The following is a 13056-nucleotide window of genomic DNA, read 5'->3' as shown; positions in this document are numbered from 1 at the left end:
CATGCGCGCATTCATCATCGATGCCTACAAGAAGCCCCTTCACGAGGCCGACGTCCCCGAGCCCACCGTGGGCGCGGACGACGTGCTGATCGCCGTCGGCGCGGCGGGGCTGAACGGCCTCGACGAGAGGATCCGAGCGGGCGAGTTCAAGGCCTTCCTCCCCTACCGCTTTCCGCTGATCCTCGGCCACGACGTGGCGGGCGTGGTCGTGAGCGTCGGCGCACACGTGCGCTCGATCACGCCCGGCGACGTGGTCTATGCGCGTCCGCGCGACCACCGCATCGGCACGTTCGCCGAGCGCATCGCCGTCGACCAGGCCGACGTCGCGCTCGCGCCGAGGTCGGTCGACGTCGTCGAGGCAGCATCTCTTCCGCTGGTCGCCCTGACCGCGTGGCAGGCGCTCGTGGAGAAGGGTGCGGTCACCGCCGGGCAGAAGGTGCTCATCCACGGGGGCGCCGGCGGCGTCGGCTCCATCGCGATCCAGCTCGCCAAGCATCTCGGCGCACACGTCGCGACGACCGCGTCGGCGAAGAACGCCGACTTCGTGCGCGAGCTCGGCGCCGATGTCGTCATCGACTACAAGACGCAGGACTTCGCGACCGAACTGTCGGGATACGACTTCGTGCTCGACAGCCTCGGCGGCGACAACCTGACGAAGTCCCTGACCGTACTCCGCCCGGGAGGCAAGGCCATCGGCCTCGCCGGGCCGCCCACGCCCGCTTTCGCCCGGCAGCTCGGCCTGAGCCCGGTGCTGCAGCTGGTGATGGGTGCGCTCAGCCGCAAGGTCCGGGCGCAGGCGAAGAAGCTCGGCGTCGACTTCGAGTTCTTGTTCATGAGTGCGAACGGCGAGCAGCTGCGCACCATCGCCGAACTCGTGGATGCCGGCGCCATCCGTCCGATCGTCGGGGCCACCTACCCGTTCGACCAGGCACCGCGAGCCCTCGAGTCGCTGCACGCCGGCGGCATCCGCGGCAAGTCCGTGCTCCTCGGCGCATGACCATCACCTCGTACGCCGAAGCACCCACGAAGACGCTCACGGTCGGCGGCGACACCTTCGCGTACCGTGAGCTCGGCCCGGAGGAAGAGGTCCCGGTCGTCTTCTTCACGCACCTCGCCGCGACCCTCGACAATTGGGACCCGCGCATCATCGACGCGATCGCGGCGACCCGTCGCGTGATCACCTTCGATCAGCTCGGCGTCGGCGCCTCCAGCGGCAGGTTCCCCGACACGCTCGACCAAGCAGCCGACGACGCCCACACCTTCATCGTGACGGGTCTCGGATACCCGAAGATCGACGTCTTCGCGTTCTCGATGGGTGGCATGATCGCGCAGGACCTCGTCGTGAAGCACCCCGACCTCGTGCGCCGCCTCGTGCTCACCGGCACCGGACCGCGCGGCGGAGAGGGCATCGACAAGGTCGTCGGCGTCACCTATTGGGACATCCTGCGGTCGGCGCTCGCCCGCTCCGACGCCAAGGGGTTCCTGTTCTTCCCTCGCGACGCGGCGGGCAAGAAAGCCGGCAAGGCGTTCGTCGAGCGCCTCAAGGAACGCACCACGGACCGCGACAAGCCCCTCAGCACCCGGGCGTTCCGCACGCAGCTCAAGGCGATCCAGAAGTACGGCCGCTCTGCGCCGTCTGATCTCTCGGTGATCACGGTGCCCACGCTCATCGCCAACGGCGACCACGACCGCATGGTGCCGAGCATGCTGTCCGAAGACCTGCATCGCCGCATCGCCGGGTCCCGGCTGATCATCTACCCCGACTCCGGGCACGGCGCCATCTTCCAGTACGGGGAGGACTTCGCCCCCGTCGCTGCGGAATTCCTCAGCGCCGACCGCGCCTGAACCGCACGCGCACCGCCTCGGGGTTCCGGCAGGGCGGTGGGGCGCGCTCACGTCATCTCCCGCTATTGATCGGGCACGAGCGGAAGCAAGATCTCGTATACGTCACGCAGATCGTCGGCGCCGACAGGTGGGACGAGTGCCCCTGCCCCGAGTACCAGCAGGTAGGGCAGCAAGGCGGACAGCCGCGTGCGTTCGCTGTCTTCGGATGCGCGGCTCCAGACGGATCTCCGACCAGCCCGCTTCATCGCTGAATGCTTCGACGATGTCGGATTTCCGAAGCGCTACTGGTGGATCATGTCGCCTATCAAGTTCGCCGCCGCTCTCGGGTTGATCCTCGGCATCTGGATACCCGCGCTCGGGCTCGTCACGGTGTCCTGCCTGATCCTCTACTTCCTCGTCGCCATCGCCCTGCATATTCGAGCGCGCGATCTGGGCCGGAACCTCTTCGTCAATGCCGCAGGCATGCTGGCGCTCTGTCTCGCAACGCTCATCGTCTGCTTCCTAGGAAAATGGAGGCGGCGCGGGCGGCCGTGTCGAATGCGGTGCCGATGGGCGCCGTCCGATACGACATGTACGCGGTCCCCCAGCTGGCGGCGCTCTTCGCTTCAGCCGAAGGCGACACGGATCCGCACGACCTGTGCGAAGACGCGTGACAGCGGCCTGAGCGGGCATCACGCTACGACGAAGGACAGCCGCAGGATCACGCCGTCGGCGGCGACGGAGAGTCGCCTCAGCACCTGCGCGGACACCAGCGTTCCCGGGGGAAGCGCGTGGCGACCCAGTCGCGTCGACCCGCCCAGGATCACGGCGACGTCCGGCCTGATGCCGGCAGTGACCGCTCCGCGCTGGATGTCGTAAGACACCGTCGTGTGCGCCTGGTCGACCATCACGTTCAGCGCCTCGATGCGCTGCCCGTGCGTGTCGGCGGTCACGACATCGTCGCCGCCGAAGGTCACCGGGGTCCGCGCGGCGACGTGGTGCGCTCTCCCGCCCAGGTGAAGTGTGACGCCGGGGTCGGTCAGCGCGACGAAGAGCCGGTCGGTGCCGGGGAACGTGGAGAACGCAGGGGCGCCGATGATCTCGGCGAGACTGATCCGCCAGTGGGCGGTGCTCCACAGCTCGCGCGTGGTGCCCTTCCCGTTGCTCCACGGTTCGGCGGTGACAGCTGCGGGCAGGACCACGTCTCGCATGGAACCTCCTCTCATGTGGCGCAAGGGGGCGGACCAGGTGCGTTCCGGTCCACCCCCTGCATGCGGAGCCGAGCTCAGATGAGCGCGTACGCTTCCTCACCGTGCACAGCAGTGTCGAGGCCGGCGACCTCGTCTTCGTTCTTCACGCGGAAGCCGATCGTCTTCTCGATGCCGAGGCCGACGCCGTACGTCACCACGAAGGAATACAGGGCGACGGCGACCGATGCGACGACCTGCAGCACGAGCTGCTCGTAGTTGCCGCCCATGAACAGACCGGTGCCCTGCGCGAAGAAGCCCAGGTACCAGCATCCGAGGAATCCGCCGATGCCATGCAGTCCGACGACGTCGAGGGAGTCGTCGAATCCCAGCTTGTACTTGAGCTCGATCGCCAGGCAGCACGCCGCGCCCGCGATGACACCCAGCACGATCGCCCAGATCGGGTCGAGCGTAGCGCATGCGGGAGTGATGGCGACGAGGCCGGCGATCGCGCCTGACCCGGCACCGACCGAAGTGGCTTTGCCGTCCTTGATCTTCTCGACGACCACCCACCCGAGGATCGCTGCGGCGCCCGCGACGAAGGTGTTCACGATGATCCTGCCGACGGTGTCGTTCTCGGGGCCGAGCAGACCCAACGTGCCTTCGGCGCCGGCGTTGAACCCGAACCAGCCGAACCAGAGGATCGCGACTCCCAGAAGGACCAATGGCACGTTGTGCGGGCGGTGCACGCCCTTCGCGAATCCGACCCGGCGTCCGAGGACGAGGGCAAGGGCGAGGGCGGCCGCGGCGGAGTTGATATGGACCGCGGTGCCTCCGGCGTAGTCGATCGTGCTCGCCGAGAACCCGAAGATCTCCCCGAGGTCATAGATCCACCCGCCCGAGCCCCACACCCATCCTGCGACGGGGAAGTAGACGATGGTCGCCCAGATGCCCGCGAAGATCATCCACGACCCGAACCGCGCCCGGTCGGCGATCGCCCCCGAGATCAGTGCTGTCGTGGCGACCGCGAAGGTGGCTCCGTAAGTCGCGCCGATCAGGGTGGCGGTGTCATAGCCCGCGAGCGCGAAGTTCTCGGTGAACGGGTTACCGGCGAACTGGAAGCCGGGGAAGCCGCCGGCGTCGGTGTCGGTGAGCGTGGCCATGTTGAAGCCGTAGATGACCCACAGCACACCGACCAATCCCATCGCGCCGAAGCTGAGCATCATCATGCTCACGACGGACTTCGCCCGCACCATGCCGCCGTAGAAGAACGCGATCCCCGGCGCCATGAAGACGACGAGCGCGGAGGCGACGATCGCCCACGTGAGATTGCCACTATCCATCAGAAGTCCTTTCGGGTGAAGCTCGGGAAGGGGTGGAGCGTCAGTGCGTGAGCAGATGCCCCAGCACGTCAGCGAGCGCCGTGACGCCGGCGTCGACGTCCTCGGGCTCGGCTGTCTCTGCGGGGGTATGGGAGGCCCCGGTCGGATTGCGGACGAACAGCATCGCGGTCGGCACCGATGCCGCGAGGATGCCCGCGTCGTGTCCGGCGCCCGTGTCGAGCACGGGCGCCTCCGGCAGGATCGACTGCAGCTGCGCGCGCAGGGCTCCGTCGAATTCCACCGTGGGCGAGAACGACTGCTCGGTCACCGTGATCGTGCACCCCTCGGCATCCGCCGCGCGCTGTGTCGCGGCCGTCACTTCGTCGACGATGCGACGCACCGCGTCCTCCGACCGGTGGCGGACATCCATCCAGATCTCGGCCGACGACGCGATGACGTTGGTGCCGCCCGGCACGACCTCGATGCGGCCGATGGTCCCGCGCGCGTCGTCGACCACGAGGGTGTGCGCGCGGAGGCTCCGAACCGCCTCGGCCGCCACGACGACCGGGTCCTGACGGTCCGCCATGCGCGTCGCCCCGGCGTGATCACCGCGCCCGTCGATGCGGATTCGCCAGCGCCCGTGGGCGATGATGCCCCCGGCGAGCGCGACCGGACGGTCGAGATCGACCAGGCCACGGCCCTGCTCGACGTGCAGCTCGATGAAGGCGGCGATGCGTGCCAGGCGCTCGAGGTCCGGGCCGATGAGCGCGGGATCCAGGCCCGCCTCGGCGGACACCTCCGCGTAGGTGCGACCCGTGGCATCCGACAGACCCCGCACGGCGACGGGATCGGCGGCGCCGGAGAGGAGCCTCGAGCCGAGGCAGGCGAGACCGAACCGCGACCCCTCCTCCTCGGGGAAGACAGCGATGGCGAGCGGGCGGCGGGGTCGCACGCCGCGCGATCGCAGCACATCGATCGCGGCGAGCGCACTGACCACGCCCAGGGGGCCGTCGAAGTTCCCGCCGCCGGGGACGGAGTCCAGGTGCGAGCCAGTGAGGATCGCCCCTGACCGGTCGCGGGCTGCTGCGGCATCCGCCGGTAGGTCCCACCAAGCCCAGACGATGCCGTTGCCGTCTGTTTCGACATCCAGTCCTCGCTCCTCGGCGCACGAGACGAACCACGCCCGCAGCTCGAGCTCGGCGGGCGAGAACACCGGCCGGAGGTATCCGCCGGTGAACGGATCCACGCCGATCCCGGCGATCTCTGCGAGCAGCGCGTTGCCGTCGGCGGTCATGCGTGGGCCCTCGCGAAACGCTGGCCGACCGCCTGGAAGCGCTGCCCGGCGCGCTGCGACCCGGCGACGAGGTCGTACACGAGCTCGCCGAGCAGGGGCGCGAACTTGGCGCCCTGGCCCGAGCAGGGCGAGAGGATCGTGACGCCTTCGGCGCGGTCGATGATCATGTCGTCACCGGGCACGTTCGTGAACAGACAGGTCGTCTCGGCGTAGGGCTCGGGCGACATGCCGGGCGCGAACTGCTCGACGAAGCCGACGACCCGCGCCCGGTTACCGGCATCGATCCGGCCGTCCTGATCGGCTGCCGACGGGATCGGCTTGCCGCCGTTGTACTCCGCGATCTTCTGACCGCGGAAGTCGGCATCTCGCCCGCCCGGGAGCGAGTACATCTGGATCTCCTCCCCCTTGTAGATGAAGGTCGGCCATGAAGTGGCGGCGCCCTGCGCGGTCGGGCCGCAATCCCCCTGGTCGCGGTAGGGAAAGTGGAATGCGTTCTCTTGCCGCACCTCGAATTCGGGGAGTGCGGCGGCGAAGCCCGTGGGCAGGGCGATGTCGGCGAGCAGCGTGGGCAACCACCCGCCGGCGGCGACGATGATCTGCTCGGCGTGCACGGTCGCGCCCGAGCGTGACGTGACAACGTAGCCGGAGGATGCCCGGCGCACGGAGACCGCCTCCCAGCCGCTACGCACCTCAGCGCCGGCGGCACGTGCGAGATCGAGCATGGCGAGGACCGACGACTCGGCGTCGATGACACCCGCGCCGGGATGCCAGAGCACCTCGCTGTCGAATCGCAGCTGCGACCAGCGAGATTCGGCGTCGTCGCGGCTGAGCAGCTCATGCTCGACGCCGACGGCCTCGAGGGCTGCCGCCAAAGCGCGCGGATCGCGGATCACGCCGGCATCGAGCGACCCGCTCGGGATGATGAGTCGCTGCGCGCTCGCGGCTTCCAGTTCGTCCCACCCTCGCCGCGCCTGCACGACGAGGTCGACGTAGAAGGGGTCGAGGTACGCGTACCGGAAGATCCGTGCGGATCCGTGCGAACTGCCGAGGTGGGATGCCGGGACATCCCGCTCGAGCACGATGACCTCGGCGCCGGATTGCGCCAGACGCCAGGCCGCGGCAGCACCGCTGAGTCCGGCTCCGATGATCGCGTACGTCGCGCTCTCGTGGGCGCGCTCCTGTGTTGCGATGCTCATGCGATCAGACGAGGTCCGGCGCATGCCAGAGGTTCAGCGTCGTGCCGATGCCGAGCTCCACCGCGTTCTCGTAGACCGTCTTGGCCCACGCGACGTCCTCCACGCCCATGCCACCCACACTGAAGAGCACCGGCTGCTCGTCGAACTCGCGCCCGGCCGCGGAACCGTCGAAGACGTCACCGATGTTCACGACCCGCGATTCGTCCAGTTCGCCCGCATCGATGAGGTCCTGCCAGTACAGCCCGATCATGCCGAATGCGGTCTCGTGCGAGGGAGCGGGGTACTCCTCGGCCCAGGCTTCGTAGATCTTCTTGGCGTCGGCGATGAGGCGCGCCTTGCCCGAGAGGGTGTATTCCTTGTCCATCCGCAGGTTGGCGGGGAGGCTCAGGAACGCGCCCGGCTTGATCCAGTCGCCGTCGATGTAGGGGTAGTTCTCCGAACCGACGAGGCCGGTGACCGCTTCAGAGACGATGTCGGAGTCTCGGACGGCTGCCTCGACGGTCTCGGCGATCTCGATCGTGGTGAACTGCGGGTAGTGTGCGCGCACGTAGTCGGCGAACGCCTCAGACGTGGATCGGCGCCGGCCGTTGATCCGGATGGTGTCCAGGCTCGGGCGTGCGGTGGTCATCGCGTGCAGCGCGCTCTTGTTCATGGCGCCGGGGCCGATGATGCCGAGCGACTTCGCGTTCACCGGCGCAAGCTTCTTCGCCGCCGCGCCCGGCACCGCGGCGGTGCGGTAGGCGCTCTCGAGGTTGCCGGACATGATCGCGAACGGCGCGCCGGTCTGCTTGTCGTTCAGGACGATGAGGTGGATCGAACGGGGCAGGCCCTGCTCGCGATTGTCGATGTTCGAGCCGTACCATTTGACGCCCGCCGTGTCGAAGCGCCCACCGAGGTAGGCGGGCATCGCCATGAAGCGGCGGTCGGCGGCATCCAGCGGCATGCCCGGAAACGGGGACGACGCGGGAAAGCTGATCTGCGCGCCGTGCGAGTTGGCCGAGCTGCCGGCCATGCGATAGTCGCCCTTCGCGACGAGGACCAGCACCTCCTCCATGACCTCCATGCAGCGGCCCATATCCTTCATGCCTGCGGCGATGACCTCGGGCTCGCTCAGGTACAGCATGTCGATGCGGGTGGGGGGTGCAGCGGTCACAGGGGCCTCCAGATGGATTCGGGTGAACCCCAGGAAATGCGCTGGCCCTCGGCGCGGTCAAGTATCCGTTTCGTCGTGGATTGATATCGCATCGCTCGCAATGTCGGCGAAATCCCGCGGTAATACGGGGCCCGTATCGTGCCGACATGGACATTCGTCAGCTGCGCTACTTCGTCGCCGTAGCGGACGAACTGCACTTCGGCCGCGCTGCCGAGCGGCTGCACATGTCACAGCCGCCGCTGAGTGTGCAGATCGGACATCTCGAGCGCGAGATCGGCGTGAAGCTGCTCGAGCGCAGCACCCGGCAAGTCACTCTCACCGCGGCGGGACGCCACCTGCAGCAGCGGGCCCGGGTGCTGCTGGCCGACCTCGAGTCGGTACGCACGGAGATGCGCGACTACGCCGACGGTCTGAGCGGTGAGCTGGCAGCCGGTTTCGTGAGCTCGGCGAACTACACCGTCCTCCCCGACGTGGTCCGGCTCTTCCGCTCTCGGCGCGCGAGCGTGGAGCTGAATCTCGCTCCGCTCACGTCCGGTGAGCAGATCTCGCGTGTGCTCCAGGGCGACTTGGACGTCGGCATCGTCCGGGATGAGGTCCCGGCGGAGACGGCGGGAGGGTCGCTCGTGGCGGAGGTGGTCTTCGAAGAGCGGCTGGTGGCCTGCCTTCCGGTCAGCCACCCCCTCGCTCGCGTGGCCGAGATCACCCCGGCCCAGTTGATCGGGATACCGCTGATCGCCTACCCGCGCTCGCTCATGCCCGGGTACGTCGATCGAGTGGCGACGATCTTCGCCGACCTCGACGACGCCCCGCGGATCGTGGAGGTGGTCGTGCACCAGGAAACGGCGCTCGCCTTCGTCGCCGCGGGCGCCGGCGCGAGCGTCCTGCCGGAATCGGTGCGCCAGCTCGTGCCCCCATCGATCGCAGTCGTACCGCTCGCGGGCTCCCCCACCACCCGACTCTTGGCGATCCGTCCGCGCCGGCCACGCAACGCGGCGGTCACGGCGACGTTCATCACCTGCCTCCACGAAGCAGCTGCTGCGATCCGCGCGCGGTCCCTGGAGGCGTCAGCCTAGAGAATCGCGGGTTGGCGGACAGCCGCTGCCGAACGGGGCCAACCGATCACTTCCGCACCCGACGGTCGACGTGCCCCGGAGACGAGGCTCACCCCCGGGGGCGAGGGAACGGATCGGGCAACGTCCGGAGAGCGAGCGGATGCCGGCGCTCGGCGATCGGGCGCGGCCCGGCGTCACGGACGTCGGGCGGTGTGATTCCGAGCGCATGTGCCGGTGAGTCCCCGGCGACACGGAAGTCACGCGCTGGCGCATCGACGAACATCGGGTCCGCGGTGACGGAGTGTCGGTCATGTCGCGCGGCCCACGCGTCGTCGCGCGGCTGGGTGAGAGCGAACCCGACCGACCCATCGGCCACCGAGCTCTTGACACCATTCGCAGCGCGCACGGCGCCGGCCACCGGGTCATCGTCCCAGAACAGGTTGAGGTCGCTGATGATGTTGTAGTTCACGACGTCTCTCGCACCTTCGGTTCCCATGAACCCGGGCGAACGGGCGCCGACGACGATGTTGCGCTCGAAGGTGAACGACACGTGCTCTTCGGGTCGAGTGATGGAGATCTGACCATCACCGCCGTACGCCCATACGTTGTTGCGGATCGTGACTTCGCGGCCGTAGTGGTGGTGGTAGGTGTGGCTCGAGACGTCGTGGACGACGTTGCCCTCGATCACGACGAAAGACGACCCCTCGTCGAGATAGATCCCCCACCCGCCGTAGTTGCGGCACGTCACATCGTGGATGTGGTTGCCGCGCACCACAGTTCCGGGCGCGATGCCCAGCAGGTAGACGCCGCCCATGTCGTTGAGGAGGCCCTGACCCAGGTCGTGGATGTGATTGGACTCGATGCGGTTTCCCTGTGACGGCGAGTCCAGGTAGTCCCACATCCATCCGACCGAGATGCCCGTGTAGAAGAAGTCACGGATCCGGTTGTGCGCGATGACATTGTGAGCCCCGTGCTGGAACAGCACGGCGACGCAGTTCGGGTAGACCCGGCCCCCCGCCGCGATGTCACAGTCGCTGACCTCGTTCGCGGAGTTGAACGCAGAGGAGGACGCGTCAACAGACCCCCCCGAGCGCACCGCGCCGGCGCCGAGATCTCGAAAGCGCGTGCCGCTCACGATGTTGCCGCGGCTGCCCGGACCGAGACTGATTCCATACCCGCCGACGCGTTCGACAGCCCCATCGATCACCGCACACCCGCGCGCGAACTCGAACTGCAGCGCAGCCGGCACGGTGCTGGCGGCCTGCACATCGGCAGCGAATCGACCATCGGCAGGAAGCATGGGGTCCTCGCGCACGCCGAACGGTGGCACCGCGGCGGGCACTTCATCGAAGTCCGCCTCACAGAAGTGCACTCCTTCAAACCGCACTTCGCGCACCGGCGCACCGGCGGTGCCGGCGACATGCACGAACACGTCGAGCACCGGCATCCGCACGTCGAGCGCGTCAATGTGTTCACCGGGTCGAGGCGCGTAAAGGATCTCGGGATCACCAGATCCGCTCACCAGACCATCGGCATCGAGATACCACTCGCCGGGGACGGAACCGAATTCCTCGATCACGTTGTCCAGGTAGTAGCGCGCGAAGTCCTCGGCTGCGTCATCGCGCAGGGCGAAGATGCTGCGCAGGGACGAGACCACTTCACGCCGCTCTGCATCGATCTCAGCGATGGGCATGCGCTCCTGCACCCAGTAGTGCGGGACGACCACCTCGACCGAGGTCGGCGAGGAAAGAGCGGGGATATCCCCCTCGGCGTACCGGAATCGATCTGAGCCGTCGAAAAGCGTTCCGACGAAGCTCGCCGTCGGATCGAGCCCCTCCTGTTCGGCGATCCGTAAGAAACCCTCTCGCGGGAACCGCGGCCGGGGGGCACGCACGCCATTCACATACAGGCATCGGCCGCGCCGGCGTGGCGCACGGGCAGCGAAGACCGTGAGGCCTCCGATGGATACCGGTCGCCAGGCCCCGATTCGCGTCGATGCCCTGATCACCGGCTGATCAACGGAATCTCGCGCTGCGAACGTGGTGAACGAGTCTCCCGCATCGAGCACGAGCGTCTCGTGCAGCTGGTAGTCACCCCCCGTCATCCAGACGACGGCCCGCTGCCCTGGCTCTCGTCGCTGCCGCACCAGGGCCATTGCCGTGTGCAGATCGCGCGCCGGGTAGCCGCGTGAGCCGTCTGCGAAGGGTGACCCCTCAGGACTCACGTATACCTCGATACGGTCCGTCGACATCCCTAGCCCTTCGTCGCGCCGGCGGTGACACCCGTGGTGATCTGCCGCTGGAAGATGATGTACACGATCACCAGGGGCAGGACCACGAGGATGATCCCAGCGAGGTACGTAGGAATGTTGTCGGGGTACTGGCCGCGAAGTGCGCTCACCCCAACCATCACGGTGCGGTTGCTGGGCGACTGCATGATCAGCAGGGCGATGAGGATGTCGTTCCAGCAAAACAGGGCATTCAGAATGCCCATCGACAGCAGCGCGGGCCGCCCCAGGGGCAGCATGATGCGTCCCCATACGCCCCACAAGCCGTTGCCGTCGATGCGCGCCGCTTCGGTGATCTCCTTCGGAATCCCGGAGTAGAACGCGGTCATGAAGAAGACGGTGAACGGCAGGAACTGCGATACGTAGGCGACGATCAGGCCGGGAAAGCTGTCCATCAGTCCCATGTCGCCCAAGACCTTGATCAGCGGAACCATGATCACTTGGAACGGCACCATCATGGTGGCGAGGATCACCAGGAAAACCACACGGCTGCCGCGGAAGGTGAGGTGGCTCAGCGCGTACCCGGCCATCGAAGCCAGGGCCAGGATGATGCCCACCGAGATGACCGTCGCGATGATCGAGTTGATGTAGTACCGGCCCATGTCGGCCTGGACCCACGCATCCACGTAGTTCGACAGCATGATCTCGGTCGTCGGCCCGAGACGGTCGAGCACGTACTCGCGTCGCGACTTCAGTGAGATGTTGACCGCATACAGCATCGGGTAGATCGTGGCGATGGCCAGGGCCATCATCGGGATCGCGAAGATCCACCGGCCGAGTTTCTCCTTGCGCATCAGACCTCCTTGGTCGCGCGGCGCAGCACGCGCATCTGGATGAGCCCGACGACAAGCACGATCAGCAGTAGGAAGACGGACGCCGCGGATGCGAGCGCGGGGCGAGCCTCGCCGTTGAGCTTCCAGATGAGGAATTCCGGCAGGTAGGACGCGGCCCCCGGGCCGCCAGCGGTCATGGTGTAGAGCAGACCGAAGAGTCCGGTCAGCATGCCGATGGTCGTGGTCACGAAGACGAACGTGATCGTCTGCGAAAGGCTGGGAATGATGACGTGGACGATCTGCTGGCGCAGATTGGCACCGTCGATCTTCGCGGCGTCGAGCAGCTGGGCATCAAGCGTCGACAAGCCCGCGAGGAAGATCACCATCGCCATGCCGAAGGTCGCCCATACATGCACGCCGAGCACGCTGGGCAGCGCCGTCAGAGTCTGCCCGAGCCAGTCGACCGTGGGCAATCCGATCGCGCCGGCGAAGCCGTTGAGCGGGCCGTTGGCGCCCAAGACGATGTTGAAGATCGCGCCGATGATGATGGGCGACAACACGACAGGAAGAAAGTAGACGCTCCGATAGAACCGGTGGCCGGGAACCTTCAGGAAGATGAAGGTCGCGAGAAAACCGGCGACGAACACCTGGATCGGCACGAAGAGCAGCACGACCAGCACATTGCGTGCCGCGGCCTGGAAGCGCTCGTCGCCGAGCAGCGTGATGTAGTTGTCGAAGCCGATGAAGACGCCGTTGAGCTCGCGGTCACCGGTGAAGGAGAAGTTGACGCCGAGCGCCAGCGGATAGAGGCGAAAGACGGCAAGCAGCAGAATAGCCGGCGCCACCATCAGGAAAGGGGTGATGCGTTCCGCGTTCCAGGGTCGTCTGCGGTGTGGAACGCGGCCCGGCCGACCCGGAGCCTGGTCCTTCAGGACCAGGCTCCGGGTCTCGGTGGTGTACGTCGTCAC

Annotated in this window: 11 protein-coding genes and 1 pseudogene; 4 read left to right on the top strand and 8 right to left on the bottom strand. The window is 67.4% G+C overall.

All coding sequences use genetic code 11. The features are described from left to right. The first annotated feature begins 1 nt into the window (after position 1). The 3 genes and pseudogenes from H9651_RS08850 to H9651_RS14755 form a co-directional block, all read left to right on the top strand. On the top strand, positions 2-997 hold the full coding sequence (locus H9651_RS08850) for an NADP-dependent oxidoreductase (RefSeq protein WP_191718909.1): 996 nt from the start codon (positions 2-4) through the stop codon (positions 995-997). Next, positions 994-1845: an alpha/beta fold hydrolase gene (locus H9651_RS08845; protein ID WP_191718908.1), complete on the top strand. Its 852-nt coding sequence runs from the start codon at positions 994-996 to the stop codon at positions 1843-1845. The genes H9651_RS08850 and H9651_RS08845 overlap by 4 nt, the downstream gene beginning before the upstream one ends. Before the next feature lie 186 nt (positions 1846-2031). Continuing rightward, positions 2032-2313 (top strand): annotated as a pseudogene (locus tag H9651_RS14755) (DoxX family protein); the annotation flags it as partial. A gap of 203 nt (positions 2314-2516) precedes the next feature. On the opposite strand, the gene H9651_RS14750 reads toward H9651_RS14755, so the two are convergent. From H9651_RS14750 to H9651_RS08820, 5 genes are all read right to left on the bottom strand, one after another. Continuing rightward, complete coding sequence (locus H9651_RS14750; RefSeq protein ID WP_225216520.1) at positions 2517-3035, bottom strand: HutD family protein; 519 nt, start codon at positions 3033-3035, stop codon at positions 2517-2519. Between the two features lie 74 nt (positions 3036-3109). Continuing rightward, complete coding sequence (locus tag H9651_RS08835; RefSeq protein ID WP_191718906.1) at positions 3110-4354, bottom strand: ammonium transporter; 1245 nt, start codon at positions 4352-4354, stop codon at positions 3110-3112. Positions 4355-4394: 40 nt separating this feature from the next. Further along, positions 4395-5627: an allantoate amidohydrolase gene (locus tag H9651_RS08830; RefSeq protein ID WP_191718905.1), complete on the bottom strand. Its 1233-nt coding sequence runs from the start codon at positions 5625-5627 to the stop codon at positions 4395-4397. Beyond that, positions 5624-6823, bottom strand: coding sequence for an FAD-dependent oxidoreductase (locus H9651_RS08825; protein ID WP_191718904.1), 1200 nt, complete (start codon positions 6821-6823; stop codon positions 5624-5626). The genes H9651_RS08830 and H9651_RS08825 overlap by 4 nt, the downstream gene beginning before the upstream one ends. 4 nt (positions 6824-6827) lie before the next feature. After that, positions 6828-7976, bottom strand: coding sequence for a tyramine oxidase subunit B (locus tag H9651_RS08820; protein ID WP_318244821.1), 1149 nt, complete (start codon positions 7974-7976; stop codon positions 6828-6830). 146 nt (positions 7977-8122) lie between these two features. On the opposite strand from H9651_RS08820, the gene H9651_RS08815 reads away from it, so the two are divergent. Beyond that, positions 8123-9049 carry a LysR family transcriptional regulator gene (locus tag H9651_RS08815; RefSeq protein ID WP_191718903.1) on the top strand — a complete coding sequence of 309 codons (927 nt, stop codon included), beginning with the start codon at positions 8123-8125 and terminating at the stop codon, positions 9047-9049. 88 nt (positions 9050-9137) lie between these two features. On the opposite strand, the gene H9651_RS14745 is transcribed toward H9651_RS08815, so the two are convergent. The 3 genes from H9651_RS14745 to H9651_RS08805 form a co-directional block, all read right to left on the bottom strand. Then, positions 9138-10328, bottom strand: a complete 1191-nt coding sequence (locus tag H9651_RS14745) for a right-handed parallel beta-helix repeat-containing protein (protein WP_225216589.1) — start codon at positions 10326-10328, stop codon at positions 9138-9140. Between the two features lie 953 nt (positions 10329-11281). Further along, the gene (locus H9651_RS08810; protein WP_191718902.1) at positions 11282-12109 is read right to left on the bottom strand and encodes a carbohydrate ABC transporter permease; all 828 of its coding nucleotides are present in this window, start codon (positions 12107-12109) and stop codon (positions 11282-11284) included. After that, the gene (locus H9651_RS08805) at positions 12109-13056 is read right to left on the bottom strand and encodes a carbohydrate ABC transporter permease (RefSeq protein WP_318244820.1); all 948 of its coding nucleotides are present in this window, start codon (positions 13054-13056) and stop codon (positions 12109-12111) included. Before H9651_RS08805 ends, H9651_RS08810 begins: the two co-directional genes overlap by 1 nt.

Origin of the sequence: Microbacterium pullorum, assembly GCF_014836535.1 — a bacterium.
Taxonomy (GTDB): domain Bacteria; phylum Actinomycetota; class Actinomycetes; order Actinomycetales; family Microbacteriaceae; genus Microbacterium; species Microbacterium pullorum.
This window is presented reverse-complemented; position numbering and strand designations above follow the sequence as displayed.

Excerpts from the sequence above, each read along its gene's own strand:
- H9651_RS08845 (WP_191718908.1), top strand. The coding sequence starts at position 994 with ATGACCATCACCTCGTACGCCGAAGCACCCACGAAGACGCTCACGGTC.
- H9651_RS08825 (WP_191718904.1), bottom strand. The coding sequence starts at position 6,823 with ATGAGCATCGCAACACAGGAGCGCGCCCACGAGAGCGCGACGTACGCG.
- H9651_RS08815 (WP_191718903.1), top strand. The coding sequence starts at position 8,123 with ATGGACATTCGTCAGCTGCGCTACTTCGTCGCCGTAGCGGACGAACTG.
- H9651_RS08850 (WP_191718909.1), top strand. The coding sequence starts at position 2 with ATGCGCGCATTCATCATCGATGCCTACAAGAAGCCCCTTCACGAGGCC.
- H9651_RS08810 (WP_191718902.1), bottom strand. The coding sequence starts at position 12,109 with ATGCGCAAGGAGAAACTCGGCCGGTGGATCTTCGCGATCCCGATGATG.
- H9651_RS08830 (WP_191718905.1), bottom strand. The coding sequence starts at position 5,627 with ATGACCGCCGACGGCAACGCGCTGCTCGCAGAGATCGCCGGGATCGGC.
- H9651_RS14750 (WP_225216520.1), bottom strand. The coding sequence starts at position 3,035 with ATGCGAGACGTGGTCCTGCCCGCAGCTGTCACCGCCGAACCGTGGAGC.
- H9651_RS14745 (WP_225216589.1), bottom strand. The coding sequence starts at position 10,328 with ATGCTTCCTGCCGATGGTCGATTCGCTGCCGATGTGCAGGCCGCCAGC.
- H9651_RS08835 (WP_191718906.1), bottom strand. The coding sequence starts at position 4,354 with ATGGATAGTGGCAATCTCACGTGGGCGATCGTCGCCTCCGCGCTCGTC.